This is a genomic window from Chelatococcus daeguensis (assembly GCF_001887265.1).
Classification (GTDB): Bacteria; Pseudomonadota; Alphaproteobacteria; order Rhizobiales; family Beijerinckiaceae; genus Chelatococcus_A; species Chelatococcus_A sambhunathii.
In genome coordinates this window covers 1,427,831-1,452,667 of sequence record NZ_CP018095.1, presented here as the reverse complement: position 1 = coordinate 1,452,667, position 24,837 = coordinate 1,427,831, and the positions used below count along the sequence as shown (strand labels likewise).

Annotated in this window: 26 protein-coding genes and 1 pseudogene; 11 read left to right on the top strand and 16 right to left on the bottom strand. The window is 68.7% G+C overall.

From position 1 onward, the window contains the following. Window positions 1-16: 16 nt before the first annotated feature. Window positions 17-904, top strand: a pseudogene (locus tag BOQ54_RS06955) (NAD(P)-dependent oxidoreductase); the annotation flags it as partial. A gap of 54 nt (window positions 905-958) precedes the next feature. On the opposite strand, the gene BOQ54_RS06950 reads toward BOQ54_RS06955, so the two are convergent. Both BOQ54_RS06950 and BOQ54_RS06945 read right to left on the bottom strand, forming a co-directional pair. Next, window positions 959-1,702, bottom strand: a complete 744-nt coding sequence (locus BOQ54_RS06950; RefSeq protein ID WP_071923593.1) for an MBL fold metallo-hydrolase — start codon at window positions 1,700-1,702, stop codon at window positions 959-961. Between the two features lie 312 nt (window positions 1,703-2,014). Beyond that, window positions 2,015-2,548 carry a thermonuclease family protein gene (locus tag BOQ54_RS06945; protein ID WP_083585921.1) on the bottom strand — a complete coding sequence of 178 codons (534 nt, stop codon included), beginning with the start codon at window positions 2,546-2,548 and terminating at the stop codon, window positions 2,015-2,017. Window positions 2,549-2,940: 392 nt separating this feature from the next. Here BOQ54_RS06945 and BOQ54_RS06940 point away from each other — a divergent pair, with 392 nt between their 5' ends. Beyond that, window positions 2,941-3,879, top strand: a complete 939-nt coding sequence (locus BOQ54_RS06940) for a LysR family transcriptional regulator (protein WP_071923591.1) — start codon at window positions 2,941-2,943, stop codon at window positions 3,877-3,879. A gap of 16 nt (window positions 3,880-3,895) precedes the next feature. Here the strand turns inward: BOQ54_RS06940 and cobT are convergent, their stop codons facing one another. Continuing rightward, window positions 3,896-4,948: a nicotinate-nucleotide--dimethylbenzimidazole phosphoribosyltransferase gene (gene cobT, locus BOQ54_RS06935; protein WP_071923590.1), complete on the bottom strand. Its 1,053-nt coding sequence runs from the start codon at window positions 4,946-4,948 to the stop codon at window positions 3,896-3,898. A gap of 66 nt (window positions 4,949-5,014) precedes the next feature. Here cobT and BOQ54_RS06930 point away from each other — a divergent pair, with 66 nt between their 5' ends. Further along, window positions 5,015-5,896: an adenosylcobinamide-GDP ribazoletransferase gene (locus BOQ54_RS06930; protein WP_348626518.1), complete on the top strand. Its 882-nt coding sequence runs from the start codon at window positions 5,015-5,017 to the stop codon at window positions 5,894-5,896. 10 nt (window positions 5,897-5,906) lie between these two features. Beyond that, a complete protein-coding gene (locus BOQ54_RS06925; RefSeq protein WP_055459049.1) occupies window positions 5,907-6,605 on the top strand; it encodes a retropepsin-like aspartic protease family protein in 699 nt (232 codons plus the stop codon). A gap of 3 nt (window positions 6,606-6,608) precedes the next feature. Here BOQ54_RS06925 and BOQ54_RS06920 read toward each other — a convergent pair whose 3' ends face one another. From BOQ54_RS06920 to dusA, 3 genes are all read right to left on the bottom strand, one after another. Continuing rightward, window positions 6,609-7,463, bottom strand: a complete 855-nt coding sequence (locus BOQ54_RS06920; RefSeq protein WP_063187841.1) for a sulfite exporter TauE/SafE family protein — start codon at window positions 7,461-7,463, stop codon at window positions 6,609-6,611. An 86-nt stretch (window positions 7,464-7,549) separates the two neighbouring features. Next, window positions 7,550-7,999, bottom strand: coding sequence for a PaaI family thioesterase (locus BOQ54_RS06915; protein ID WP_055459051.1), 450 nt, complete (start codon window positions 7,997-7,999; stop codon window positions 7,550-7,552). Window positions 8,000-8,089: 90 nt separating this feature from the next. Next, window positions 8,090-9,070 (bottom strand): tRNA dihydrouridine(20/20a) synthase DusA, encoded by a 981-nt coding sequence (dusA, locus tag BOQ54_RS06910; RefSeq protein ID WP_083586032.1) that lies wholly within the window; start codon window positions 9,068-9,070, stop codon window positions 8,090-8,092. Between the two features lie 304 nt (window positions 9,071-9,374). On the opposite strand from dusA, the gene BOQ54_RS06905 reads away from it, so the two are divergent. The 3 genes from BOQ54_RS06905 (at window position 9,375) to BOQ54_RS06895 (ending at window position 10,991) form a co-directional block, all read left to right on the top strand. Continuing rightward, window positions 9,375-9,707, top strand: coding sequence for a hypothetical protein (locus BOQ54_RS06905; RefSeq protein WP_055459053.1), 333 nt, complete (start codon window positions 9,375-9,377; stop codon window positions 9,705-9,707). Window positions 9,708-10,296: 589 nt separating this feature from the next. Beyond that, window positions 10,297-10,605, top strand: coding sequence for an I78 family peptidase inhibitor (locus BOQ54_RS06900; protein ID WP_055459054.1), 309 nt, complete (start codon window positions 10,297-10,299; stop codon window positions 10,603-10,605). Between the two features lie 20 nt (window positions 10,606-10,625). Continuing rightward, window positions 10,626-10,991: a hypothetical protein gene (locus BOQ54_RS06895; protein WP_055459055.1), complete on the top strand. Its 366-nt coding sequence runs from the start codon at window positions 10,626-10,628 to the stop codon at window positions 10,989-10,991. A gap of 161 nt (window positions 10,992-11,152) precedes the next feature. Here the strand turns inward: BOQ54_RS06895 and BOQ54_RS06890 are convergent, their stop codons facing one another. Both BOQ54_RS06890 and BOQ54_RS06885 read right to left on the bottom strand, forming a co-directional pair. Next, window positions 11,153-11,980: a deaminated glutathione amidase gene (locus tag BOQ54_RS06890; RefSeq protein WP_063187846.1), complete on the bottom strand. Its 828-nt coding sequence runs from the start codon at window positions 11,978-11,980 to the stop codon at window positions 11,153-11,155. 106 nt (window positions 11,981-12,086) lie between these two features. Next, on the bottom strand, window positions 12,087-12,707 hold the full coding sequence (locus BOQ54_RS06885; protein WP_055459363.1) for an FMN-dependent NADH-azoreductase: 621 nt from the start codon (window positions 12,705-12,707) through the stop codon (window positions 12,087-12,089). Window positions 12,708-12,817: 110 nt separating this feature from the next. Here BOQ54_RS06885 and BOQ54_RS06880 point away from each other — a divergent pair, with 110 nt between their 5' ends. Then, entirely contained in the window at window positions 12,818-13,786 is a 969-nt protein-coding gene (locus BOQ54_RS06880) for a LysR family transcriptional regulator (RefSeq protein WP_071923588.1), read from the top strand. Between the two features lie 18 nt (window positions 13,787-13,804). Here the strand turns inward: BOQ54_RS06880 and BOQ54_RS06875 are convergent, their stop codons facing one another. Then, window positions 13,805-14,518, bottom strand: coding sequence for an FMN-dependent NADH-azoreductase (locus BOQ54_RS06875; protein WP_055459364.1), 714 nt, complete (start codon window positions 14,516-14,518; stop codon window positions 13,805-13,807). Window positions 14,519-14,647: 129 nt separating this feature from the next. Between BOQ54_RS06875 and BOQ54_RS06870 the strand changes: the two genes are divergently transcribed. Next, entirely contained in the window at window positions 14,648-15,571 is a 924-nt protein-coding gene (locus BOQ54_RS06870; RefSeq protein WP_071923587.1) for a LysR substrate-binding domain-containing protein, read from the top strand. Window positions 15,572-15,616: 45 nt separating this feature from the next. Here BOQ54_RS06870 and BOQ54_RS06865 read toward each other — a convergent pair whose 3' ends face one another. From BOQ54_RS06865 to BOQ54_RS06845, 5 genes are read right to left on the bottom strand one after another with little or no spacing between them, the layout of a single operon-like run. Continuing rightward, window positions 15,617-16,570 (bottom strand): ABC transporter substrate-binding protein, encoded by a 954-nt coding sequence (locus tag BOQ54_RS06865; protein WP_198300610.1) that lies wholly within the window; start codon window positions 16,568-16,570, stop codon window positions 15,617-15,619. Window positions 16,571-16,623: 53 nt separating this feature from the next. Further along, window positions 16,624-17,631, bottom strand: a complete 1,008-nt coding sequence (locus BOQ54_RS06860) for an ABC transporter permease (RefSeq protein WP_063187855.1) — start codon at window positions 17,629-17,631, stop codon at window positions 16,624-16,626. Then, entirely contained in the window at window positions 17,624-19,174 is a 1,551-nt protein-coding gene (locus BOQ54_RS06855) for a sugar ABC transporter ATP-binding protein (protein WP_071923586.1), read from the bottom strand. The genes BOQ54_RS06860 and BOQ54_RS06855 overlap by 8 nt, the downstream gene beginning before the upstream one ends. A gap of 4 nt (window positions 19,175-19,178) precedes the next feature. Then, the gene (locus tag BOQ54_RS06850; RefSeq protein ID WP_071923585.1) at window positions 19,179-20,348 is read right to left on the bottom strand and encodes a Gfo/Idh/MocA family protein; all 1,170 of its coding nucleotides are present in this window, start codon (window positions 20,346-20,348) and stop codon (window positions 19,179-19,181) included. Between the two features lie 3 nt (window positions 20,349-20,351). Next, window positions 20,352-21,410: a sugar phosphate isomerase/epimerase family protein gene (locus BOQ54_RS06845; protein ID WP_055459063.1), complete on the bottom strand. Its 1,059-nt coding sequence runs from the start codon at window positions 21,408-21,410 to the stop codon at window positions 20,352-20,354. 185 nt (window positions 21,411-21,595) lie between these two features. Here BOQ54_RS06845 and BOQ54_RS06840 point away from each other — a divergent pair, with 185 nt between their 5' ends. Further along, complete coding sequence (locus BOQ54_RS06840) at window positions 21,596-22,639, top strand: LacI family DNA-binding transcriptional regulator (RefSeq protein WP_055459064.1); 1,044 nt, start codon at window positions 21,596-21,598, stop codon at window positions 22,637-22,639. Between the two features lie 231 nt (window positions 22,640-22,870). On the opposite strand, the gene BOQ54_RS06835 is transcribed toward BOQ54_RS06840, so the two are convergent. Continuing rightward, on the bottom strand, window positions 22,871-23,305 hold the full coding sequence (locus tag BOQ54_RS06835; RefSeq protein WP_055459065.1) for a VOC family protein: 435 nt from the start codon (window positions 23,303-23,305) through the stop codon (window positions 22,871-22,873). Window positions 23,306-23,458: 153 nt separating this feature from the next. Between BOQ54_RS06835 and BOQ54_RS06830 the strand changes: the two genes are divergently transcribed. After that, window positions 23,459-23,920 (top strand): MarR family winged helix-turn-helix transcriptional regulator, encoded by a 462-nt coding sequence (locus BOQ54_RS06830; RefSeq protein WP_071923584.1) that lies wholly within the window; start codon window positions 23,459-23,461, stop codon window positions 23,918-23,920. A 130-nt stretch (window positions 23,921-24,050) separates the two neighbouring features. Here BOQ54_RS06830 and otnI read toward each other — a convergent pair whose 3' ends face one another. Beyond that, a complete protein-coding gene (gene otnI / locus BOQ54_RS06825; RefSeq protein ID WP_063187859.1) occupies window positions 24,051-24,833 on the bottom strand; it encodes a 2-oxo-tetronate isomerase in 783 nt (260 codons plus the stop codon). Window positions 24,834-24,837: the final 4 nt, after the last annotated feature.

Genomic DNA, 24,837 nt, shown 5'->3' with positions numbered 1-24,837 from the left:
GTGCGCACCATCGGCCCGCCAATCATCGGGAGCGGAACACATGAAGGTTGCCTTTCTCGGGCTCGGCGTCATGGGCTATCCCATGGCACGCCACCTCAAGGACAAGGGCCACGAGGTCACCGTCTACAACCGCACGGCCGCCAAGGCCGAGAGATGGGTGGCCGAGAACGGCGGGCGCGCAGCGCCGACGCCGAAGGCCGCCGCCGAAGGGCAGGACATCGTCTTTTCCTGCGTCGGCAATGACGACGACCTGCGCGCCGTCACCATCGGCCCGGACGGCGCTTTTGCCGGCATGAAGCCCGGCGCCATCTTCGTCGACCACACCACCGCCTCGGCGGAAGTGGCGCGCGAGCTCCATGCGAAGGCGAAGGAGATGGGGCTCGGCTTCGTCGACGCTCCGGTCTCCGGCGGGCAGGCCGGCGCCGAGAACGGCGTTCTGACCGTGATGTGCGGCGGCGATGCGGCCGACTATGCCAAGGCCGAGCCGGTCATCGCGAGCTTTGCCCGCGCCTGCCGGCTGCTCGGCCCCTCCGGCGCCGGCCAGCTCACCAAGATGGTCAACCAGATCTGCATCGCCGGCCTCGTGCAGGCCCTCTCGGAAGGCATCCATTTCGCCAAGAAGGCAGGGCTCGACGTCGAGGCGGTGATCTCCGTCATCTCCAAGGGCGCCGCGCAGTCCTGGCAGATGGAGAACCGCTGGAAGACCATGAACGAGGACAAGTTCGACTTCGGCTTCGCCGTCGACTGGATGCGCAAGGATCTCGGCATCTGCCTGGCCGAGGCGCGTCACAACGGCGCCCATCTGCCCGTCACGGCGCTCGTCGACCAGTTCTATTCCGAGGTGCAGCGGCTCGGCGGCAATCGGTGGGATACCTCGTCCCTCATCGCGCGTCTCGACCGCTGACGTCTCCGCCGGGCAAGACGGCCGCCCGGTGCCTCCGGGATTGCCGGGATCGGTTCAGATCTCCCGCGTCAGGCCATCCTCGGCGACGAGGAAGCCCGCCGTCGCGGCCTCATGCTGCGCGGCCAGCATGGCCTCGCTCATGTGGGTCAGCATGATGGCGCGGGCCGTCAACCGGTCGCGGTTCGCGATGAGCGTCCTGAGATCGAGGTGGTTGGAGGTACGCCCCGCCGGGCGGTAGCACTCGACGACGAAGAGGTCGGCGTCGCGGGCGATGTCGACGAGCGCATCGGTCCAGGTCGTGTCGCCCGAATAGGCGAGCACGCGCCCGCCGGCCGTGACGCGCACGCCGGTCGACGGCGCGCCGGAGGCGTGGACGACTTCGTGGCTCTCCACCCTCGCCTCGCCGAAGGCCCAGGGCGTGCGCAGGGGCATGTCGATGACCTTGAGCGGGAAGCGCCAGTCGTTGCCGATGGCGCCGGGGTAGAACACCTCCAGCGCCGCCTCCAGCCGCTCGCGCGTGCCCGGCGGGCCGGCGATGGTGAGCGGCGTCTTGCGGCTCGAGGCGAACTGCGCATCGAGGAGGAGGAACGGCAGGCCACCGAAATGGTCGCCGTGCAGATGGGTAAGGACGACGGTATCGATGCTGTTGGGTGAGATGCCGCGCTGCTTCAGGGCAACGAGCGAGGTGGCGCCGAAATCGACCGCCATCGTGGTGCGGCCGGCCTCCACCAGAAGGCAGGTGTTGAACCGCCCGCCCGAACCGAAGGCATCGCCGCTGCCGATGAACGTCAGGCGCATCGTTCAGGTCTCCGGACCGGCTGAACCCGGGCGAATCAGCTCCCGCACAACGCCTTCGCGCTTCATCGTTTCCTCCTGCGGGTCGCTTCGCCCGTTCGGGCAAGTCGACCATCGCTGCCGGCGCCGGTCAATCGCGGCCGCCCGACCGGCGGCCGGCTCCACAAAAAAGAAGGGCGCGGTGTTGAGCCGCGCCCGAGGAGGGGTCAGGGAGGGAGGTCCTTGATGTCGATAACTGTAGCCCTCCACCTTTGTTCCCGATGTGCGCCAGAACACATGGACGATGGCTTGGTGAAAGACAGGGTTAATCGATCCTCAACGCCGCGCGCGCCAGTCCGTCGGCCGCTCGAAGCGGCCCTGCCATAGGCCGAGGCGCCCTTCGCGCGCCTCCGCCTCCTCGGCCTGGTACCGGCCGCTCGCCACCGCCCAGCCGGTCGCGACGAGGCTGGCGTTGATGTCCTCCTCGCCGACGCTGCAACGCCCGAGCAGGCGGCCGTACCGGTCCTTGCCGCCGACGACGCAGGTGACGTTGGCGCCGGCGACGAGGCGAACGAGGGCGCTGCGCGCGGCCCGGCCGCAGGGATAGGGTCCGGACGGCTTGTCGCAGAGCTGGTCGATCTCGGGCGCATCGATGCCCTCGAGGCGCAGCGGCCGCCCATCGGCCAGCCGCAGCGTGTCGCCGTCGACGATATCGACGGGCCCGGCGACGCGCGTCTCCTCACGCCACAGCAGCAGGCCGAGCGCGACCAGCAGCCCGGTGAGGATAGCCGACGCGCGCAGGAGGTCGCGCAGCCGCCGCTCCACATGGCGCTGCCCACCTCGCCCTGTCGCAAGCCTGTCCCTTCGCATGGCCGCTTTCTAGCGGAGCTGTCTGATGAGGACCTTAACGGCAGGGGCCACTACGCCGAAAAGGATTGATCGCGGGGAAACCGGGCGGAAACCACGCGGGGGCGGCTGCATCGCCTGCAGCACGATCGGCAATCGCGGCGAGTCGCACGCGAAATTCACCCCCGCGGAGACTTTCAAAGCTGCCACGGGCGGTCAATGCGAGCACGCACAAATAAAGGAAGATAGTTTTTGGCCTCAAATAATAATTCACACGTCATAAGAAAGAAATATATCCGTAAAATTTTACTAAATGCCGATTTTATGCCATCTAAGGAAACATATAATGGATCGTCTAATAATATACGCCATAAGGAAAATTGTTACTTTTCTATGTTGATTGAAGTGAGGATTTCATGGACAGACTTATGATGATGGCGGTATTTGCCCGCGTTGCCTCCAATGGCAGCTTTGCAGAAGCTGCACGGCATTTTCGCATTTCACCGGCGGCGGCCACCAAACATGTGCAGATGCTGGAAGAGTGGCTGGGCGCCCGGCTGCTCAACCGCACCACCCGGCGCGTCAACCTGACCGAGGCCGGGGCGGAGTTTTATGCGCGCTGCGTGCCGATCCTCGAGGAGGTCAACGACCTGCGCCACGGCGTCAGCTCGATCCAGGATCAGGCCAAGGGCACCTTGCGCATCAACGCGCCAATGACCTTCGGCGTCACCTATCTGATGCCGGTGATCGACAGCTTCCTCCGGGACCATCCGGAGGTGCAGGTCGACCTCACGCTCAACGAGATGATCGTCGACATCATCGAGGAGGGCGTCGACCTCGCCATCCGCATCGGGCGCCTCAAGGATTCCTCGCTCATCGCGCGCCGGCTCGCGCCATGCCGCTTCGCCCTGTGCGCCGCCCCCTCCTATCTGGCGGCGCGTGAAGCGCCTCTGCGGCCGGCCGATCTTTCGCAGCACGCCTGCCTCGACTATGCCTACCGGCAAAGCCAGTCGAACTGGACCTTCCAGGGGCCCGACGGGGAAGAGAGCGTGCGCGTGCAGCCGCGCATCATCGTCAACAACAGCCTGATGCTGCGGGAGGCGGCGCTGCGCGGCCTCGGCGTCATCCTGTCGCCGACCTTCGTCGTCGGGCCGGAGATCGCGAGCGGCACGCTCGTGCCGCTGATGCCCGACTACACGCCGACGGAAGCCGGCATCTACGCCGTCTATCCGCAGGCGCGCTACCTGCCGCTGAAGGTGCGGCTCTTCGTCGACCGGCTCGTCAGCCATTTCGCCGGCGAGCCGGCATGGGACCGGTGGCAGGCGGAGCCGCCGCAGCAGCGCAATGTCGCCTGAGACCGCGCCCCTCGCCTCACTGCAGGCGCTCGGGCCGCTCGCCCTCGTCGGCCGTGTCGACCCCCGCCTGGGCGAAGGTCGCCATGTCGTTGTGGCAGGCAACCGCGGCCTTGACGATGCCGGCGGCGAGCGCCGCGCCGGTCGCCTCGCCGAGGCGCATGTCGAGGTCGAGCACCGGGGCGAGGCCGAGCCTGTCGAGCACCTCGCCGTGCGCGCCCTCGGCGGAGCGGTGGCCGGCGAGGCAATGGGCGATGGAGCGTGGATCGATGGCATGCAGGATGGCGGCCGCGGCGGTCACGACGTAGCCGTCGAGGATGACCGGGATGCGCTCGAGCCGCGCGGCGAGGATGGCGCCGGCGATGGCGGCGACCTCGCGCCCGCCGAGCCGGCGCAGCACCTCGAGCGCATCGCCGAGATGGCCGGCATGGGTGGCGAGCGCCTGCTCCACGACTGCCGTCTTGCGGGCAAGGCCCGCATCGTCGAGGCCGGTGCCGCGCCCGACCCAGCGCGCCGCTGGCCCCCCATAGAGTGCGGCGTAGATGGCGGCGGCGATGGTGGTGTTGCCGATGCCCATCTCGCCGAGGCACAGGAGGTCGGTGCCGCCGGCGATCGCCTCCATGCCGAAGGCCAGCGTGGCGACGCAGGCCTTCTCGTCGAAGGCCGCCTCGGTGGCGATGTCCCCCGTCGGCAGGTCGAGCGCGAGGTCGAAGACCTTGAAGCCGAGATCGTAAGCGGCGCAGATCTGGTTGATGGCGGCGCCGCCCGCGGCGAAGTTCTCCAGCATCTGGCGGGTGACGCTCTGCGGATAGGGCGAGACGCTATGGCGCACCACGCCGTGGTTGCCGGCGAAGACGCAAACGAGCGGGCGCGCGACGCTCGGCCGCCCCTTGCCCTGCCAGCCGGCCACCCAGGCGGCGATCTCCTCCAGACGGCCGAGGGAGCCCGGCGGCTTCGTCAGTTCCGCGTCGCGGCGGCGCACGGCGGCGATGGCCGCCTCGTCCGCGTCGGGCAGCATGGCGAAAAGCCGCCGCACGTCGTCGAACGGTAGGCCGGTTGCCGTCGCATCCATCGCAATTCTCCACTATGTCGTTATGGCCGGCCCATGGTCGCGGCTGTCGGGCCCGGAGCTAATAGCATGCCACGCGCCGAGGTGAAGATGACGCAGGACAACGAGATGCCGCAGGCCGAGGCCGGCCCCGGGCCGGGCCCGGCGCTCGCCTTTCTCGCCGATGCGGCCGCGTGCCTGCGCTTCTACTCGCGCCTGCCGGTGCCCGTCCTGCCCTTCGAGGCGGCGCCGCATGCCATGCCGGATTTCTCCCGCGCCGTCAGGGCGCTGCCGCTCGCCGGCGCCGCCATCGGCCTCGTCGGCGCGCTCGCCTTCCTCCTCGCGACGGGCCTCAGCTTCGGGCCGTATCTCGCCGCCTGCGCCGCCGTCGCCGCTCTCATCGTCGCGACGGGCGTCTTTCACGAAGACGGTCTCGCCGATACCGCCGACGGGCTGTGGGGCGGCGCGACGCCCGAGCGGCGCCTGACCATCATGCGCGACAGCCGCGTCGGCTCCTACGGCGCGGCGGCGCTCACGCTCGATCTCATGATCCGCGTCGGGCTCATCGCCGCGCTCGCCGGACGCATGCCGGCGCCGGCCACAGCCCTGGCACTCGTCGCGGCCGCGGCGACCTCGCGCACGGTGGGGCTCTTGCCCTTCCTGCTGCTGGCACCCGCCCGCAGTGACGGCGCCGCGCATGCGGCGGGCCGGCCGACGCAGGCCGCCTTCGCCACGGCGGCCGCGGGCTCCGCCGTCATGGCCTTCCTCCTGTTGCTGCCAGCCGGCTTCGGCTTCCTCCCGATCATGCTCGCCCTTGCCCTTGCGGCGAGCGCGGGTGTGGGCCTCTCCCGCATTGCCCGGGCGAAGATCGGCGGGCATACGGGAGACATCGCGGGGGCGGCCCAGCAGGCGGGCGAGATCGCCTTCCTCGCCGGCCTCCTCGCCCTTGCGCCGCTCGCCGGCGCCTCGTGAAGGAAGAGCCATGCGCGGTTTCGTCGCCCTCGCCGTCATCATCGCCGCCATCGCGGTGCTCGTCCTTTTCGGCGGCAACGAGACCATCCTCGGGCTGCGGCCGGACCTCATTGCCTCGCTCGCCTGGCTCGGCGCCGTCGGCATCCTCGCCTTCGGCTGGGTGGTACAGCACTTTCGCGGCCAGTGGACACGCGCCCTCGAGGCCATCGCCTTCTGGATGGCGATGATCGTCATGCTGGTGGCTGTCTACAGCTATCGCTTCGAATTGCAGAGCTTCGCCAACCGGCTGCTCGGGGAGGTGGCGCCGGGCTACACGGTGACGCTCGCCGGCGGCGAGGTGCAGGTCGCCCGCCATGCCGGCGGCAGCTTCGTCATCGACGGCGCCGTCGACGGCGTGCCGACGCGCTTCATTCTCGACACCGGCGCCTCGGCGGTGGTGCTGACGAGCGAGGCCGCCGCCCGCGCCGGCATCGACCCTGCAACGCTCTTCTACACGCAGCCGGTGATGACGGCGAACGGCCGCACCATGGCGGCTTCCACCACGCTTGGCGAGCTCACTGTCGGCAACATCACCGAGCGGCGCGTGCCGGCCCTCGTCGCCCGCGAAGGCAGCCTCTCGCAGAACCTGCTCGGCATGACCTTTCTCGAGCGCCTCGCCTCCTTCGAGGTGCGCGGCGACAGGTTGATCCTGCGCGGGCGCGGCGGGTGATGCTCAAGTCAGGAGGCTCCAAGCGAAGCGGGCGCAGACGGCAAGGAGGAAGAGGCCGAAGGCAATCTCCAGCCGCCGCTTCGACAAGGCGTGCGCGAGGCTCGCGCCCAAGGGGGCCGTGAAGATGCTCGTCGGCACGAAGAGCGCAAAGCCGATGAGCGAGACATAGCCCAGCGCCATGGGGAACTGCAGGGCCGCGACATCCGGATATTCGGCGGCGCGCGGCCAGCCGGCGTAGATATAGCCGATGGCGCCCGGAATGGAGATGAGGACGCCGAGCCCCGAGGAGGTCGCCACCGCCTGGTGGATCGGCCGGCCGTAGAAGGTCATGAACAGGCTCGACAGCTGCCCGCCGCCGATTCCCATCAGCGACGACAGCACGCCGATGACGACGCCGTAGATGCTCATGACGATCTTGCCGGGCACCTCGGTGCCGAGGCGCCAGTTGTCCTTGCCGAAGAGGAGCCGCACGGCCGAGATGCCCGCGACGACGACGAAGACCACCTTGAACAGGTCCGCCGGGGCATAGCGGGCGATGAAGCTGCCGAGCCCCACACCGAGGACGACGGGGATTGCCCAGACGCGCACGATGGACATGTCGACCTTGCCGCGCGCGCGATGGGCATTGAAGGAGCGGATCGAGGTGGGGATGATCACCGCGAGCGAGGTGCCGACGCAGAGCGGCATGCGCACCTCCTCCGGCACGCCCACGACCCGGAAGAGTTCGTAGAGCACCGGGACGACGACAGCACCGCCGCCCACGCCGAAGACACCCGCGAGGATGCCCGTGACGGCGCCGGCCGCAAGCAGCGCCCCGGCGAGCATGACGAGTTCTGATGTGGGAATGGCGGCGAACATGGCGGCTCCTGCAGCAGGAGCCCTCTCGTGCGCGATCTCGGCCGCCAAGGCAAGCGCCGCCGGGGCATGGCCGCCCGGCGCCGCGCTCAGTCGGCGATACCCTCGCGCCCCTCGAGCGTCACGAGCGTCGCCGTCATCACGGCAACGGTCTTGCGCCGCTCGCCGTCGATGGCCTCCACCTCGGCCTGCGCCACGGTGAGCATGCGCCCTGCCCGCACCACGCGCCCGCGCGCCTCGAGCCTGTCGCCGGCGGCGGGGGCGAGCAGGTTGATCTTGAATTCGGCGGTCAATACGCCGGCCCCGGCCGGCATCAGCGACAGGGCGGCATAGCCGCAGGCCGAATCCGCGATGGTGGAGACGATGCCGGCATGGACGAAGCCGTGCTGCTGGCAGATGTGCGGCGCGACCGCGAGCGCGATCGTGGTCGCGCCCGGCGCGACCTCGGTCATGCGCGCGCCGATCGTCTCCATCACGCTCTGCTTGCCGAAGCTGCGGCGCACGCGCGCCTCGAAATCCGGGTCCTGCGGCCTGTGCATCGCGCCCTCCTCCCCGCCTGCATTTCAGGAAAGAGGAAGAGGAGCAGCAAGACACAGTCACGCAAAACGCCCTTGGCCGTTGCGCACGCCTCAGGCGGCCTCGACCTCGCGGCGCGCCATCTCCCGCCGCACATGGGCGACCGCCTCGACGATGACCTCCGGCCCGGCGCCGCGCTTGCAGGCCTCCGTGGCGAGGTGGCGGCGGAACTGGCGCGCGCCCGGCCGCCCGGGGAAGAGGCCGAGGATGTGGCGGGTGAGCTGGTTGAGGCGCACGCCCTCGCCGAGGCGGCGCTCGACATAGGGCAGATAGGCCTCGACGACGGCGAAGGCGTCCGCGAGCGGCGCCGGCGTACCGAAGAACAGCGGATCGACGCCGAGGAGGATCTCCGGGTTCTGATAGGCCGCGCGGCCGAGCATGACGCCGTCGAGCGCCGGCCCGTCCGCCGGATGCATGGCCGCATGGGCCTCCTCGAGCGTCCGGAGGCCGCCGTTGAGGAGGATCGGCACATGAGGCAGGCGCGCCTTGAGGCGGTGCACGCGGCCGTAGTCGAGCGGCGGGATTTCCCGGTTGTCCTTGGGCGAGAGCCCCTGAAGCCAGGCCTTGCGGGCATGGACGATGAGCCGTTCCGCCCCGGCGGCGACGACGGCATCGGCCAGTTGATCGAGCGCCACCTCCGGATCCTGTTCGTCGACGCCGATGCGGCACTTGACCGTCACCGGCACGTCGACCGCGTCCTTCATCGCCGCGACGCAGGCGGCGACCAGTTCCGGCTCCCGCATGAGGCAGGCGCCGAAACGGCCGCTCTGCACCCTGTCCGACGGACAGCCGACATTGAGGTTGATCTCGCGGTAGCCGAAGGCGGCACAGATGCGCGCAGCCGCAGCGAGTTCCCCCGGCTCGCTGCCGCCAAGCTGCACGGCGAGCGGCTGCTCCGCCGCATCGAAGCCGATCAGACGCTCCCGGTCCCCGTGGAGGACCGCGCCGGTCGTCACCATCTCGGTGTAGAGCAGGGCATGGCGCGTCATCAGCCTGTGGAAGACGCGGCAGTCCCGGTCCGTCCAATCCATCATCGGCGCGACGGAGAATCTGTGGGGCGTGAAGTCAGTCACCTGTTATCAGCTTCCAGCGTCATGCTGTCGATGTCGTACCGCAGCCGACGTGCCCTGCGGATCGCGGGCGAGGCTGGCTTCGCCACCGCAGCTGCGAGCGAGGGTTGGCTCGACGACCTATCTAGCCCGGATCGCGGCCGAATGCGACAACCACCGCAGCACACCACCCTCCGGCAAGCCATAATCGGTAAAATTCTCAGGATCGCAATTCCGCCATGATCATTGCAGCAACTTGCGCAATCAATAACGACGCTGGGGAGCACACATGACGATCGATGAGCCGAGGCACATGGCGCCGGAAGTAAAGGAAGCCATGCTGAAACTCGTGGTTCATCAGGTTGTCGAAGCCTATTCCCACGCTTTCATCCAGGCGATTGCACGCGACTTCGAATCGGACAGGCAGGCTGCATTCGAGACGTTTGCCTCCGCCGCGCAGGAGAGGGCCCTGATCGTCCTCGGAGAACTGGACGTGGCGATCAAGGCCCGGGTCGCCGAGACGAGCCGCGTCATCATCGACCAGTCGCTCGCAACGATCGCCGAGGGAGCCGGCGTGCGTCTCAGCGGCACCGCCGTAGCTCGTCCCGCCGTCACGCACTAGAGCCCGGTCGGATCGGATTACACCGCCATCCCATCCGCAGACCGGCCTCGTTCTCGATGTCTGGAAACCGTCCGCGAGCCCGGGCCCGCGACGGGCTCGCGGACAACGGGAATGGTCAGCTTCCGCCCTACTCCTTCGCGCGTTCCGGCGGGCCCGCATCAACTGCCGGTTGCCCGCCCCGCTGCCCCCGTTCATATTCGGCGCGCGGCCCACGGCCATCGGAAGGAAGATGACCATGCGATCGGAGCGGGGCGATCTCATCTTCGGCGAAGAGCGCGTCGACGGCATCGATCGCGCAATCGTCAGGTCGCTGTCGGCTGACAGGGCACCGGCGATACCGCGGCAGGCCGGGCACCTGTCGGCAGGTCATCCTTCGCGCGTGGCACACGCGCGGGGCACGCCTGGAAACCAGCATGGCGCCATACCCGACATAACATCACTGATGCGCGGAACGGCGCTGTCATTGGCCGGAAACCCGGCCACATCGGCGCCTTCCCGACGTATTGAGCCGGCGCGGCCCTGCGACGGACCGGGTAAACAGTCCGCCCCCCGCCCTTGCGGCGCGGCCGGGGCCCATTCCGGAGGCATAATGATGATCAAGGAAAGTCTGTTGCCGGCGGTGGCGGCGGCCCTCCTCGGCATGGCGGTGTCCGCCTGCACGCCATCGCCGGCGACCGACTCTGCGGCACTGGCGCCGGGCCCCTGCAGGCCGGAGGCGACAAGCGGGCTCGTCGGCAAGCCGAAACCGGCCGATGACGAGGCGAAGCAGATCACCGGCGCCACTGCGGTACGACAGATCGCGCCGGGCCAACCGGTCACGATGGACTACGCGCCGGCGCGGGTGACGGTCGAGACAGATCCCCGCACGGGCCGCGTCGTGCGCGCGTTCTGCGGATAGACAGTCGGAGGTTCGGCATCATGCGATCCATCCGTTCGACGGCAGCCATCGCTGTCGCGGCCGCCGCTGGCCTCCTGGGACCGGCCGCGCCGGTCGACGCCGCGAGTTGCGAAGCCAGCCAACCCTGCATTGTCGTGCGGCAGGCCCAATACGGCCTGCCGGGCGGCGGCGGCAAGACGTGCTCGGCCTACTCGTCCGTCTCCAACCTCTGCCTCGGCCGGTCCTCCTGCGAGATCAAGGTGAACAACGAGCTGTGCGGCGATCCCGCCCCCGGCAGCCGGAAGACACTGTTCGTCAGTTGGCAATGCGATCCCGACAACCGGGAGTATTTCGACAGCGTCCAGGAATACGCCACCATGACAATCGCCTGCGAGGCACCCCGGTAGCGGCCTTCAGCATCAGCATCGCAGGCGGGGCGGAATGAACCTTGTCCGGCGAGGTAACGGCCCGTCTCGGGCCCAAGCCGGAGCTGTCGCTCGCCACGGGCGCCCGCCGATGCCGAGAGCCAATTAACGCGAGTGTCGCGCAAGCCATTGCGACGGCAGGCTCACCTGTCGCCGGCCAGTTCCGGCGCCTTGAACCTGCGGTTGGCGAGAACCGGCAGGACGCTCCGCGCGTGCGCGATGCGGGCCGGATCGATGTCGGCAAAGAGAAGGGCCGGCACCTCGCCGGCACGGGCGATGGCGACGCCGAGCGGATCCACCACCATGCTCGCGCCGATGTTGCGCTCGCCGCATTCGCCGGTCGCCACGACGTAGCAGGTGTTCTCGAGCGCCCGGGCCGTGACGAGCACCTCCCAATGCGCCTCCTTGCCGGGTCCGCGCAGCCAGGCGGATGGAGCGGTGATCACATCGGCCCCGTCGAGGGCGAGGCGCCGCGCCATCTCCGGAAAGCGCAGGTCGTAGCAGGTCATGGTGCCGACCTTCAGCCCCGCCACCTCGATCAGCGGCGGGATCTCGTCGCCGGGCGCGACATGGGTCGATTCCTTGACGCGGAAGGCGTCGTAGAGGTGCAGCTTGCGATAGGCGCCGATGATGGCGCCGTCGCGCACGGTGATCAGCGTGTTGAAGACCCGGCCGTTGCCGGCCGGCACGTGAATGCAACCCATCACCGCAAGGTCGCTGCCGCGGCTCGCGGCGAGCACCTCCTGCATGAAGGGCCCGTCGAGCGGCTGCGCCGCCTTCAGGACGATGTCGGGATCGGCGATGTCGCGGGCGAGGATGCCCTCGGGCAGGACGAGCAGCCTGGCGCCGGCGGTGCCGGCCTCGCGCATCAGCCGCACCACCGTCGCCGCATTGTCCTGCCACTCACGTCCGACAGCGAACTGCCCGAGCGCCACCTTGACGACCGGGCGCGTGGACGATGGAGGATTCATGCCGGGCTCCCTGCAGGTCTCGCGTTGCGGCGCGGGGGCGCCAGGCGCGCATGGCACCCGCCAGCGCGGCCCGCCGGCCAAATCAGCGACCATGCAGGCCCCGGCGTCAAGCGGCGAGGCGCTCGCCAAGGCGCAAAAGTTCGCCGCGCGCGGCCGCCACGGCCTCTGCGCTTACCTCCGGGCCGAAGCCCTGCTTCTCGGCGCGCACGAAGGTCACGTCGGTGATGCCGATGAAGCCGAGCATCGTGCGCAGGTGCGGCTCCTGCGAATCCATGGCCTGCGCCGGGCCTTCGCTGTAGAGGCCGCCGCGGCTCACGATGACGATGGCGCGCTTGCCCTTGATGAGGCCTTCCGGCCCCTTCTCGCTGTAGCTGAAGGTGACACCGGCGCGCAGCACGTAGTCGAACCAGGCCTTCAGCGTGGAGGGAATGCCGAAGTTATACATCGGCGCACCGATGACGATCACGTCCGCCTCGCGCAGCTCGCCCACCAACCGGTCCGACAGCGCGAGTGCCGCACGCTGCGCCTCGGTCGCAGTCTCGCCCTTGCGCAGGGCGGCCGTCGTCTCGGCCGTCAGATGCGGGATCGGCTCGCTGCCAACATCGCGCGTGATGACGCGATCGGCACCACCGCTCGCCTTGAGAGCGTCGAGCGCATCCGCGACGAGGCGGTTGGAAACGGATTCGGCGCCCGAGGCGCTGCTGGTGATGGCGAGAACCGTGGTCATGTTCAGCTTCTCCGACATGATGACAAGAGCGTGCCGGAAAGCTGGCGGTTCGTTCGTCGCACCGGTATCCTCTTTATTTGCACCAAGCCGTTGCTGGACAAGGAACACGGATGCCGGACTTCGACGATCTGAAGAGCTTCATCGAGGTGGTGGACAGCGGCGGCTTCGGCCGGGCCGCCAAGCGGCTGGGCATCGCCAAGTCCATCGTCAGCCGCCGCATCGCGCGGCTCGAGGCGGAGCTCGGCACGCGCCTCCTCACCCGCACGACGCGCGGCATCAGCGCGACCGAGGCGGGGCTCGCGTTCAAGACCCGCAGCGAGCGCATCCTCGCCGATCTTGCCGAGGCGAAGGACGCCGTGGCCCAGCACGGCGGCGGCATCGTGGGCACGCTGCGCCTGTCGGCGCCTCTGTCCTTCGGGGTCAAATATGTGACGCCCATCCTCGCCGAGATGGCGAGCGCACATCCGCGGCTCGGCATCGACGTGGCCTACAGCGACCGCGTCGTCGATCTCGTCGCGGAACGCTTCGATGCCGCCATCCGCATCGGCTCCCTGCGCGATTCGACCCTTATCGCCCGCAAGATTGCGCCCGTCTACGGCATCGTCGCGGCGAGCCCGGACTATATCGCCCGGCACGGCCGCCCCGAGACGCCAGACGACCTGACGCGCCACGAATGCCTCGTCTATACCGCGGCGAGCGAACCTGACCTGCGCTTTCGCCATGGCACGCGCTGGACGAGCGTGCGGCCGCGCGGCCGGCTCCTGGCCGACAACGGCGATGCCCTTCTGCAGTGGGCCCGCTCGGGACTCGGCATCGTGGTGGCGCCGACCTTCCTCGCCGCCGAGGATATCGAACGAGGCACGCTCGTTCCACTGCTGTCCGGCTACGAGATGCCGGAGGCCGGCATCCATGTGGTGCGGCCGCCGGGCGCCTACGTGCCGGCCAAGGTCCGGCTGCTCATCGACACGCTCGTCGCCCATTTCGGTGGCGAGCCCTATTGGGATGCCTGTCTCATGCACCGCATGCGGCAGACCCGTGCCCCCGCGCAGGCCGCCGGCGACAGCGTCTCGGCGGCATGAGCCGCGGCGGGAGCAGCCTCAGGCGGCCGCCTCGCTGGCAGGCCCCCGCTCCTCCTCGCCCACGGCCGCCGCCAGGCGCTCGGCCAGTTCGTCGACGGCGCGTTCGGCTGCGGCGATCGAGGCTGCGAGCCGCTCGTCGGCGAATTCGTCGTATTCGACGGCGACGGACGCGACATTGGTGATGCCGATATAGCCGAAGGCGGTGCGGATGCTCGGCTCGACATGGTTCATGTCGGCGATGCGCTCGCCCTCGCCGTAACCGAAATCGCCGCGCGAGGAGAGGATGACGAGCCGCTTGCCCATGCCGGCGAGCAGCGGCCAGTACGGCTCGCCCCGCCGGGTGCGATCGAAGCCGAAGGTGCGCCCCACGCGCACGATGTTGTCGATATAGGCCTTGAACGAAGCCGGAACGCCGAAGTTGTACATCGGCACCCCGGCCACGATGACATCGGCACCGATCAGTTCGTCGATCAGCATGTCGCTTTCCCGCAGGACGCCATCCATCCACGGCGCACGACGCTCTTTGGGTGTGAAGGCGGCGTGGATCCAGGCGGCGGAGACCGGCGCCGGCGGCGTCAGGCCGACGTCCCGGTAGAGCACCGTGTCCCCGGGCCGCTGATGGCGCCAGCGCGCCACGAAGCGCTTGCTGAGACGGCGGGAATGGGAGCCGAAGGTTGCGAGGTCGGAACCAGCCGGACGGGCGCTCGAATCGATATGCAGAACGGTCGCCATGAGTGACATGCCCTCATCTTCAGGTAGGGTCTCAGAGCCGGCAGGTTCCTTCTTCTACAGGATGATGACAAACGCATAGTTCTCAGCCTATAGATGAGAATAGCTCATCCATAGAGGCGCTGCATTGCCATGACCGAGCGACGCACCCGCCGCCAGCTGCCTCCCCTGCCCGCCTTGCGCGCCTTCGAGGCCGCGGCCCGCCACCTCAGCTTCAAGGCGGCCGCCGAGGAACTGGCGGTGACGCCGACAGCCGTCAGCCACCATGTGCGGCAGCTGGAGGATGCGCTCGCTCTCAGGCTGTTCGTACGCCGCCCCCGGCGCGTGGCGCTGACGCCGGAGGGGCGCGTGCTCTATCCGGTGCTGCGCGACGGCTTCGACGCCTTCGAGGAGGCCATCGCACGGTTGCGTGGCCAACGGCTCAAACCCGTCGTCACGCTCTCGGCGACGGTCGCCTTCACGGCGCGCTGGCTCGTGCCGCGCGTCGCGGCCTTCCACGCGGCCAATCCCGGGCTCGACCTCAGGCTGCACGCTTCCGACGAGCCGGTCGACCTGATCAGCGGCACCGCCGATGCGGCCGTGCGCTATGGCCGGGCCGTGCCGGCCGGCCTCGTCGGCGACCTTCTGTTCGAGGACATGTTCGCGCCGGTGTGCAGCCCCGCGCTCGGCCTTCACCATCCGGATGAACTCGCGGAGCACACGTTGATCCATTTCGAATGGCGGCGCCCGCACCGGGACAATCCCGTCTGGGAGCGCTGGCTCGCCGAGGCGGGGCTTTCGGGGCTGGTGCCGCGGGCGGAGCTGACGCTGAGCGACGAAAGCCAGGCGGTGCAGGCGTTGGTCGCCGGCCAGGGTGTCGCCCTCGCCGGGCTCGTGCTGGTGGCGGACGAGATCGCGGCCGGCCGCCTCGTCGTGCCCTTCGGACCACGGCTGCGCGGGTATGACTATCGCCTCCTCTACCCGGCCGAGCCGCCGCATCCCGAACGGATCGCGGCCCTGCGCAGCTGGATCCGGCAGGAGGCGGCCGGCGGCCTTGGCCTGCCCGGGCGGACATGAAAAAGCGGCCCCTTGCGGGGCCGCCCCAAGGCACGCCGCTCCTGATCAGAAGGGGCTGTCGGGGAAGTAGAAGTTCTGGGCGTTCTCCTGGGTGATCAGCTCGGAGCCGATGACGAAGCGGCCGGACACCGGCGCGTTGGAGACGAACCGCAGCGCCGTGATCTCGATGGCGGTGGCGATCATCGCCGGCGGATAGGTGACATTGGCCGGCACGCGCTTGTCGCCGTCCATGACGCGCTTGATCATCTCCTTCATGCCGGCGCCGCCGAGCACCCACATCTCGTCCTGCCGGCCGGCCTGATTGATGGCTTCGAGCACGCCGACGGCCATGTCGTCGTCCGAGGCCCAGACGGCGTCGATCTTCGGATGCTTCGAGAGGAAGTCCTGCATCACGGTGAAGGCGCTGTCACGGTTCCAGTTGCCGTGCTCCATGCCGATGATCTCGATGCCGCTGCCCTCGATGGCCTTGCGGAAGGCCTCGACGCGCTCGTTGTCGATGGTGGTCGGGATGCCGCGCAGGACGACAATCTTGCCGCCGCTCGGCATCCGCTCGCGGAAGAATTCGCCCGCGACGCGGCCGAAGCCGGGATTGTCGCCGGCGACGTAGAGGTCCTCGATGCCCTCTTCGGCAAGGCCGCGATCGACGACGGTGACCCACTTGCCGGCCTCTGCCACGCGCTTGACCGGGCCGGTGAGCGGCGTCGATTCGAAGGGCAGCACGACGAGCGCGTCGATGTTGCGCGTCGCCATCATGTCCTCGATGTCGCTGACCTGCTTGCCGGGATCGCCCGCTGTCGCGAGGACGAACTTCAGCTGCGGATAGGTCTTCTCAAGGCGCTTCACCGCCTCCTGCGCATGATAGTTCATGCCACCGGCCCAGCCGTGCGTTGCCGCCGGGATGGATACGCCGATGACCTTGCTGTCCTGAGCCTGCGCCGCAGCCGGCGCGGCGAGCGCCGCTGCCAGGGCCAGCGCCTTGAAAGCCTTGACCACTCCCATCGTGCTTCTCCCTCTCTTCATACAGCCCTGTTGCCGGGCATTTGCGCCGCCCTTCAGAGCGCCTTCTTCTGACGCTGCAGAACGACGGCCAGAACGATGATCACGCCTTGGATGGCCCCGTTGAGATAGGGACTCACCAGGTCGGTCAGATTGAGGATGTTCTGGATCAGGTTGAGGATGAGCACGCCCACCACCGTGCCCCAGACACGGCCGAAGCCACCCTTCAGCACCGTGCCGCCGATGATGACGGCAGCGATGGCCTCGAGCTCCCACAGGACGCCGGTTGCCGAGGAGGCGGAGCCGAGGCGCGGCACGTACATGATGGTGGCGAGGCCGACCAGCATGCCGAGCATGACATAGGTGGCGAGCCGCACGCGCTCCACATGCACGGCCGAGTAGCGCGCCACCTGCTCGTTGGAGCCGATGGCCGCGCAATGGCGGCCGAAGGCCGTGTGCCGCATCGCGATCTCGCCGGCGATGGCCACGACGAGGAAGACGATGATCGGCCACGAGACGCCGAGAATGCCGTCGTAATAGACCGGCCGGTAGACGTCCCGCACCTGGAAGTTCAGCGACAGCGTGCCACCGTCGGCGAGCCAGGTGATGAGCGAGCGGAAGATGCCCATGCTGCCGAGCGTGACGATGAAGGCCTCGATGCGCGCCCGCGTGATGAGCAGGCCGTTGCCGAGCCCGGCGAGGAAGCCGAAGACGAGCGCCGCCGCCATGCCGATGAGGATGACCGGCCAGCCGGCGCCGAGCGTGGGCACCAGCGCGTTCATGACGAGGATCATCAGCCCGGCGATGAAGGCTGCCATGGAGCCGACCGAGAGGTCGAGCCCGCCGGAAGTGATGACGAAGGTCATGCCCACCGCGATGATGCCGATGAAGGCTGAGCGGGCGAGCACGTTGGTGACGTTGCCGTAGCTGAGGAAGTTCGGGTTCAGCAGCACGCCGACGACGATGAGGACGGCAAGCGCGACGAGCGGACCGACGACATGCAGGTTGACAGCCGGACGGCGCGGCTTCCGCAACTCCTGCCGGGTGGTCGTCGCGTCAGCCATTGCCGTTCGCCCTCCTTGCCTCGAGGCCCATGGCGAGGCGCACGATGGCGTCCTCGTTGATGTCGGCGCCGCTCAGCGTGCCGGCGAGCCGCCCGGCGCGCATGACGCAGACTCGGGTGGCGAGGCCGATGATCTCCGCCATCTCGGACGAGACGAGGATGATGCTCTTGCCGGCCGCGGCGAGGCGCTGCACGAAACCGTAGATCTGCTGCTTGGTGCCGATGTCGATGCCGCGCGTCGGCTCGTCGATGATGACGATGTCCGGGTCAGCCAGCATGGTCTTGGCGAGCAGCAGCTTCTGCTGGTTGCCGCCGGAGAGGTTGCCGACGGGAATCTCGCGCAGCGGGGCACGGATGTCGAACTCGGCGATGGCCTTGTCGAGCGCCAGTTCCTCTGCCTTGCGGTCGATGAGGAAACGGCCGAAACGAGAGAGCGCGAGCAAGGTGAGGTTCGGCCGCATGGGCAGATTGAGCAGGAGACCGCGCTCCTTGCGGTCCTCCGTGAGGTAGGCAATGCCGGCGCGGCGCGCTTCCTCGACGGAGCGGATCCGGACCGGGCGGCCCGCAAGCCTCACCGCGCCGTGCGCCGGCCTGAGGCCGACGAGCCCTTCCATCAGCTCCGTCCGCCCGGAGCCGACGAGGCCGGCGAAGCCCAGCACCTCGCCGCGCGCGAGGGTGAAGGAGACGTCCTCGGCGAAGCCCTCGACGCTGAAATTCTCGACCGTCAGCACCGGCGCGCCGGACGCGGGCTCGACCTTGAGCGGAAAGAGGTGGGAGAGCTCGCGCCCCACCATGGCCTCGGCCATGGCGTCCTCGCTCAGGGCGCCGCGCGGCGCCGTCACCACATGGCGGCCGTCGCGCAGCACGGTCACCCGGTCGGCGAGCCGCGCCACCTCGTCGAGCTTGTGCGAGGTGTAGAGGATCGCCGTGCCCGCCGCCCTGAGGCGCTCGATCTGGCGAAAGAGCACCTCCGCCTCCTTGCGCGTCAGGACCGCCGTCGGCTCGTCCATGATGATGACGCGCGCCTTGCGCGACAGCGCCTTGGCGATCTCGACCATCTGCTTCTCTGGCACCGAGATATCGGCGACGATCGCCGCCGGGTCGACCGGCGTCTCGAGTTCGGCGAGCAGCGCCAGTGTCGTCTCGCGCATCGCACGATGGTCAAGGAAGGGGCCGCGCTTCAATTCACGCCCGAGGAAGATGTTCTGCTCGACGGAGAGCTGCCGGGCGAGGTTGAACTCCTGGTGGATGAGCACGACGCCGCGCTCCTCCGCCTCCTCGCTCGAGGAAAAGGCCACCGGCGCGCCATCGAGCAGCACCCTGCCCTTCGTCGGGGCGAGGTAGCCGGCCATGATCTTCATCATGGTCGACTTGCCGGCGCCGTTGTCGCCGATGAGGGCGTGCACCTCGCCGGGCTTCAGGTCGAAGTCGATGCCGAACAGCACCTCGACCGGCCCGAAGGCGCGGCCGACACCGGCGAGCGCCAGCACCGGCGCAGCAGCCGGGATGGGGGCAGCCGAGGCGGCGGGAGCAGCCACGGCCATCGCCTCAGAGCGTGACCCAGGCGGCGTTGCGTTTCGACGAGCGCACACAGGCCTCGATGAAGGCAACGCCGGCGACCCCATCCGCGACGGTGGGATAGACGACATCCGGCGGAATCGGGCGCCCCTCGCGGCGGGCAAGGATGGCGCGCGCTGCCTCGGCATAGATATTGGCGAAGCCTTCGAGGTAGCCCTCCGGATGGCCGGCCGGGGTGCGCGTCATGCGCTGCGCCGCCGCGCCGGCGCCCGCCCCGCCGCGGGTCAGCAGCGTCTTGGGCTTGCCGAAGGGCGTGAACCACAGGCGGTTCGGCTCCTCCTGGCACCATTCGATGCCGCCGCGCGTACCGTAGACACGCAGCTTGAGACCGTTTTCGTTGCCGGGCGCCACCTGGCTCGCCCACAGCATGCCCTTGGCGCCGCCGGCAAAGCGCATCAGTACATGGGCGTTGTCATCGAGCCGCCGCCCCTCGACGAAGCTGTCGAGATCGGCGCTCAGGCTCGTGAGCGTCAAGCCGGTAACGAAGGTGGCGAGGTTGAAGGCGTGGGTGCCGATGTCGCCGACGGCGCCCCCCGCACCAGAACGGGCCGGATCGGTGCGCCACTCGGCCTGCTTGGCGCCGGTGCGCTCGAGCGGCTCCGTCAGCCAGTCCTGCACATATTCCACCTGCACCAGGCGCAGGTCGCCCAACTCGCCGGCCGCGATCATCTCGCGCGCCTGCCGCACCATGGGGTAGCCGGTGTAGTTGTGCGTCAGGATGAACAGCGCGTCCGACTTCTCGGCTAGCGCGGCAAGGCGCCTGGCATCGGAGAGCGTCGCCGTCAGCGGCTTGTCGCAGATGACGTGAATGCCGCGTTTGAGGAACTCGCGCGCCGCCTCGTAATGCACATCGTTGGGCGTGACGATGGCGACCGCCTCGATGCCGTTCCTGAGGCGCTTCTCGCGCGCCGCCATCTCGCGGAAGCTGTCGTAGACGCGGTCCTCGGCGAGACCGAGGAGCCGGCCGGATTCACGCGCCCTGGCCGGGGTCGAGGACAGCGCGCCAGCGACCAGCTCGAACTCACCATCGAGCCGCGCGGCGATGCGGTGCACGGCGCCGATGAAGGCGTCCTTGCCGCCGCCGACCATGCCGAGGCGGATGCGCGCGGGCGCGCTCTCACGGGAGGCTTCGATCGCCATCGCTCACCTCTCCAGCCCGAGCATGCGGCGGTTGGCGGCATCATCCGTGCCGGCGCCGGCGAAATCGTCGAAAGCCTTCTCCGTCACGCGGATGATGTGGTGGCGGACGAATTCCGCGCCCTCGCGCGCCCCGTCCTCCGGGTGCTTCAGGGCGCATTCCCATTCGACGACGGCCCAGCCATCGAAGTCGTTGGCCGCCATCTTGGAGAAGATGGCCCCGAAATCGACCTGCCCGTCACCGGGAGAGCGGAAGCGTCCGGCCCGGTCCACCCAGTTCTGGTAGCCGGAATAGACGCCCTGCCTGCCGGTGGGGTTGAACTCCGCGTCCTTGACGTGGAACATCTTGATGCGGTCGCGGTAGATGTCGATGTTCTCGAGATAGTCGAGGCACTGCAGCACGTAGTGCGAGGGATCGTAGAGCATGTTGGCGCGCGGATGGCCGCCGACGCGCTCCAGGAACATCTCGAAGGTGATGCCGTCGTGCAGATCCTCGCCGGGGTGGATCTCGTAGCAGACGTCGATGCCGTTATCCTCGGCATGATCGAGGATGGGACGCCAGCGGCGGGCAAGCTCGTCGAAGGCAGCCTCGATCAGCCCCGCCGGGCGCTGCGGCCACGGATAGACGAAGGGCCAGGCGAGCGCGCCGGAGAAGGAGGCGAGCGTCGAGAGGCCAAGGTTGCGCGAGGCGGTGATCGCCTTCTTCACCTGCTCGACCGCCCATTCCTGCCGGGCCTTCGGATTGCCGCGCACGGCCGGCACCGCGAAACCATCGAAGGCTTCGTCATAGGCCGGGTGCACGGCGACAAGCTGGCCCTGCAGGTGTGTCGAGAGATCGGTGACGACGACGCCGTTCTCCCGCGCCTTGCCGGTGAATTCGGCGCAGTAGTCACGCGAGGCCGCGGCCTTGTCGAGATCGAACAGGCGCGCGTCCCAGCTCGGCACCTGCACGCCGAGATAGCCGCAGTCGGCTGCCCAGCGGGTAATGGAATCCCAGGAGTTGAACGGGGCCGCGTCGCCGGCGAATTGGGCGAGGAAGAGCGCGGGGCCCTTGATCGTCTTCATCGTTTGTCCTCCCGAGGGCTCGTTGGCCCGGCAGGCGGTCGCTGCCGCCCGTTCTGTTGTAATCGGTTGCAACCAGTCATACGCTAGACTGTAATCGTTTACAAGCGCGTGCGCCGGTGGCCGAAAATGTGTTTGCCTTCCCCGGAAAAGGCGGACAAAAGGCAGCCAGGAGTTGAAGCGAATCCATGAACAAGCCCCTGCCGCGCATCCGGGATGTTGCCCTGGCTGCCGGCGTCTCCACCGCCACCGTCAGCCGCGCGCTGTCGCACCCCGAGCAGGTCTCCCGGGAGACGCGCGAGCGCGTCCTCGCCGCCATCGACGCCACCGGCTACACGATCAACCAGGCGGCGCGGAACCTCCGGCGCCGCCGCACCGGCGCCGTCGTCGTGCTGGTGCCGAACCTCGCCAATCCGTTCTTCTCCAAGATCCTTTCGGCCATCGCCGCCGAGATCGCGCCGATCGGCTACAACGTGCTCGTCGCCGACACGGCCCCGCAGGGGCAGGAGCGCGACGACGAGCGCATGCTCGGTTATCTCAGCAACAACCGCGCCGACGGGCTCATCCTGCTCGACGGCCACCTGCCCGACGAGCTGCGGCGGGATATCGGTGGCTCCGGCTCGCTGCCGCCGCTCGTCTTCGCCTGCGAGTGGATCGAAGGGCTCGCCACCCCTTCGGTGGTCATCGACAACGCCGCAGGAGCGCGCCTCGCCATCCGGCATCTCGCTGAACTGGGGCACCGGCGCATTGCGCACATCATGGGGCCGCCGACGAACGTGCTCACCGTCGAGCGCCGCCGCGGGACGCTGGAGGGGCTGGCGCAGGCCGGCATCCCGGCCCGCGAGGACTGGTTCCTGCCCGGCGATTTCACCATGGAGAGCGGTGCGGCCGCGGCGCACCGCTGGCTCGCCTGCGACGAGCGGCCGACGGGCGTCTTCTGCCAGAGCGACGAGATGGCCTTCGGCTTCATCTCGGAGCTGCATCGCAACGGCCTTTCCGTACCGCGTGACGTCTCCGTCGTCGGCTTCGACGACATCGAGACGGCATCCCGCTACGTCCCGGCGCTGACCACCGTGCACCAGCCGCGCGACGGCATCGGCACCACGGCGGCGCGCATGCTGCTCGCCCTCATGGCCAAAGACGACGAGGCTGCCGTCGCAGTGAATGCGGGGGAACGGCGGCTGCTGCCGGTCGAACTCGTGGTCAGGGAGAGCACCCGGGCCGTGGATTGAACCGGGCGAAAGTGAGGGCAGCAACCGCCGAGCGATGAGCGACCCGTCCCCCTCGCCCGCTTGCAGCGGGGCTAGAGGTGGGGGAGCCTCCACATGATCGACGACACCCGTTGTCGTTGCTGACAATTCCGAGCGTCCTGCCGAGCGGCACCGCCTCCACCCTGACCCTTCCCACCACTTCGAGGGCGAAGGATGGCCGTGGCGCCACGCGTCCTGGATGTCGATTAAGCTTCAACCCGTCTGCGCCCCCGGCAGGCGATGCGCCATGCTCCAGGCATGGCCGAAGGGATCGCGGATGCGGGCATAGCGGTCGCCCCAGAAAGCATCCTCCGGCGGCATGGTGACCGTTGCCCCCGCTGCCTGCGCCTTGGCCACCGCCTCGTCGCAATCGGGCACGTCGAGATGCAGAGTCACGGCCGTGCCGCCGATGACGGGCGGCGGGGCGACTTTTTTCTCGCCGCTCGCCTCGGTGCAGAACTCCGGAAAATGGTCGCAGAGATAGAGCTTGGTGCCGTGCACGAGGAGCTCCGCATGCATGAGGCGCCTGCCGTCCTCGGCCGGCATGCGCATCACCTCCTCGGCGCCGAAGGCGCGGCGGTAGAAGTCGATCGCCGCGGCGGCGCCGTCAACGACGAGATGCGGGACGAGTTTCTGCTGCCGGTCCATCCTCTTCTTCTCCCTCCGTCCGGTCTTTATGTCGCGCCACGGCCGTCTTGCCGGCCCTCGGCCCGGCGGCTATGAGCCGATTCAATCGCATTTGGGCAGGCCTGCGGCGATCTTGCCCATTGCTTTTTACGTTGATATCAACATTAATAAGTCATGTCAAAGACGGATGTGCCGGCCGAAACGATACTGCCTTTCGAGGTCACCCTGCACGTGCGCGACAACTGCCTGTGCCTGCACGTGCAGCGCGCGGCGCGCGCGCTGGCACGGCGCTTCGACGACGCTCTTCGCCCCGTGGGGCTGACGAGCGGGCAATTCTCGTTGCTGATGTCGCTCAACCGGCCCGAGCCGCCGAAGATCGGTCAGGTGTCCTCCCTGCTCGCCATGGATCGCACGACGCTGACGGCGAACCTGAAGCCGCTGGAGCGACGGGGGCTTCTCACCGTGAGCGTCGACCCCGACGACAAGCGCAGCCGTCGCCTGAGCCTCACCGACGACGGCCGGCGTATGCTGGCCGCGGCCTATCCCTACTGGCAGGAGTGCCAGAAGAAGCTCGCCAGCCGCGTCCCCGGCGACGAGGCGGCACGGCTGCTGGCGGACCTGCAGGCGCTGTCATAAGGATTGGCAGTCGGCAGTCGGCAGTCGGCAGTCGGCAGTCGGCAGTCGGCAGTCGGGCGGATTGCAGGCCGCTGCAACCCTGAGCAACCTCTTCCGATAGCCCTCTTCCGACTGCCGGCTGCCGGCTCCCCTACTCCCGATTGCCCCGATAGACCTCGAACCAGCCGAGACCGTCCAAGGTCCCGGCGCGCGGGCGGTACTCGCAGCCCACGAAGCCGGTGTAGCCGAGGCGGTCGAGCTCGCCGAAGAGGAAGGGATAGTTCAATTCCCCTCCGTCCGGCTCGTTGCGCGAGGGCACGCTGGCGATCTGGATGTGGCCCGTCACCGGCAGGAGCGCGCGCAGCGCCATGGTGACATCGCCGTGCATGATCTGCCGATGGTAGATGTCGAACTGAAGCTTCACGTTGGGCTGCCCGAGCGCCTCGATGAGAGCGACGGCGCGGCCGAAGTCGTTGAGGAAATAGCCGGGCATGTCGCGGCCGTTGATGGGCTCGAGCATGAGGTCGATGCCCTGCTCGCCGAGCCGGTCGGCGGCGAAGGCGACGGCATCGCGGTAGCGCGCCGCGGCCGCGGGATCGGCGGCATCGGCGAGGCCGCTCATGAGATGCAGGCGCTTCACGCCCGTCGCGGCGGCATAGCGCAGCGCCGTATCAATCGAGGCGCGGAACGCCTCCTCCCGGCCCGCCAAGGCCGCGATGCCCCGCTCGCCCTTGCCCCAGTCGCCGGGCGGGCAGTTGAACAGGGCCTGCGTCAGGCCGTTGTCGGTGAGCGCCCGCGCGACATCCTCCGGCGCGTGCTCATAGGGAAACAGATATTCGACGGCCTCGAAGCCCGCATCGGCCGCCGCCTTGAAGCGGTCGAGGAACGACCATTCGTTGAACATCATGGAGAGATTGGCGGCAAAGCGCGGCATGGCG

Excerpts from the sequence above, each read along its gene's own strand:
- BOQ54_RS06950 (WP_071923593.1), bottom strand. The coding sequence starts at position 1,702 with ATGCGCCTGACGTTCATCGGCAGCGGCGATGCCTTCGGTTCGGGCGGG.
- BOQ54_RS06945 (WP_083585921.1), bottom strand. The coding sequence starts at position 2,548 with ATGCGAAGGGACAGGCTTGCGACAGGGCGAGGTGGGCAGCGCCATGTG.
- BOQ54_RS06940 (WP_071923591.1), top strand. The coding sequence starts at position 2,941 with ATGGACAGACTTATGATGATGGCGGTATTTGCCCGCGTTGCCTCCAAT.
- cobT (WP_071923590.1), bottom strand. The coding sequence starts at position 4,948 with ATGGATGCGACGGCAACCGGCCTACCGTTCGACGACGTGCGGCGGCTT.
- BOQ54_RS06930 (WP_348626518.1), top strand. The coding sequence starts at position 5,015 with ATGCCACGCGCCGAGGTGAAGATGACGCAGGACAACGAGATGCCGCAG.
- BOQ54_RS06925 (WP_055459049.1), top strand. The coding sequence starts at position 5,907 with ATGCGCGGTTTCGTCGCCCTCGCCGTCATCATCGCCGCCATCGCGGTG.
- BOQ54_RS06920 (WP_063187841.1), bottom strand. The coding sequence starts at position 7,463 with ATGTTCGCCGCCATTCCCACATCAGAACTCGTCATGCTCGCCGGGGCG.
- BOQ54_RS06915 (WP_055459051.1), bottom strand. The coding sequence starts at position 7,999 with ATGCACAGGCCGCAGGACCCGGATTTCGAGGCGCGCGTGCGCCGCAGC.
- dusA (WP_083586032.1), bottom strand. The coding sequence starts at position 9,070 with ATGATGGATTGGACGGACCGGGACTGCCGCGTCTTCCACAGGCTGATG.
- BOQ54_RS06905 (WP_055459053.1), top strand. The coding sequence starts at position 9,375 with ATGACGATCGATGAGCCGAGGCACATGGCGCCGGAAGTAAAGGAAGCC.
- BOQ54_RS06900 (WP_055459054.1), top strand. The coding sequence starts at position 10,297 with ATGATGATCAAGGAAAGTCTGTTGCCGGCGGTGGCGGCGGCCCTCCTC.
- BOQ54_RS06895 (WP_055459055.1), top strand. The coding sequence starts at position 10,626 with ATGCGATCCATCCGTTCGACGGCAGCCATCGCTGTCGCGGCCGCCGCT.
- BOQ54_RS06890 (WP_063187846.1), bottom strand. The coding sequence starts at position 11,980 with ATGAATCCTCCATCGTCCACGCGCCCGGTCGTCAAGGTGGCGCTCGGG.
- BOQ54_RS06885 (WP_055459363.1), bottom strand. The coding sequence starts at position 12,707 with ATGACCACGGTTCTCGCCATCACCAGCAGCGCCTCGGGCGCCGAATCC.
- BOQ54_RS06880 (WP_071923588.1), top strand. The coding sequence starts at position 12,818 with ATGCCGGACTTCGACGATCTGAAGAGCTTCATCGAGGTGGTGGACAGC.
- BOQ54_RS06875 (WP_055459364.1), bottom strand. The coding sequence starts at position 14,518 with ATGGCGACCGTTCTGCATATCGATTCGAGCGCCCGTCCGGCTGGTTCC.
- BOQ54_RS06870 (WP_071923587.1), top strand. The coding sequence starts at position 14,648 with ATGACCGAGCGACGCACCCGCCGCCAGCTGCCTCCCCTGCCCGCCTTG.
- BOQ54_RS06865 (WP_198300610.1), bottom strand. The coding sequence starts at position 16,570 with ATGGGAGTGGTCAAGGCTTTCAAGGCGCTGGCCCTGGCAGCGGCGCTC.
- BOQ54_RS06860 (WP_063187855.1), bottom strand. The coding sequence starts at position 17,631 with ATGGCTGACGCGACGACCACCCGGCAGGAGTTGCGGAAGCCGCGCCGT.
- BOQ54_RS06855 (WP_071923586.1), bottom strand. The coding sequence starts at position 19,174 with ATGGCCGTGGCTGCTCCCGCCGCCTCGGCTGCCCCCATCCCGGCTGCT.
- BOQ54_RS06850 (WP_071923585.1), bottom strand. The coding sequence starts at position 20,348 with ATGGCGATCGAAGCCTCCCGTGAGAGCGCGCCCGCGCGCATCCGCCTC.
- BOQ54_RS06845 (WP_055459063.1), bottom strand. The coding sequence starts at position 21,410 with ATGAAGACGATCAAGGGCCCCGCGCTCTTCCTCGCCCAATTCGCCGGC.
- BOQ54_RS06840 (WP_055459064.1), top strand. The coding sequence starts at position 21,596 with ATGAACAAGCCCCTGCCGCGCATCCGGGATGTTGCCCTGGCTGCCGGC.
- BOQ54_RS06835 (WP_055459065.1), bottom strand. The coding sequence starts at position 23,305 with ATGGACCGGCAGCAGAAACTCGTCCCGCATCTCGTCGTTGACGGCGCC.
- BOQ54_RS06830 (WP_071923584.1), top strand. The coding sequence starts at position 23,459 with ATGTCAAAGACGGATGTGCCGGCCGAAACGATACTGCCTTTCGAGGTC.
- otnI (WP_063187859.1), bottom strand. The coding sequence starts at position 24,833 with ATGCCGCGCTTTGCCGCCAATCTCTCCATGATGTTCAACGAATGGTCG.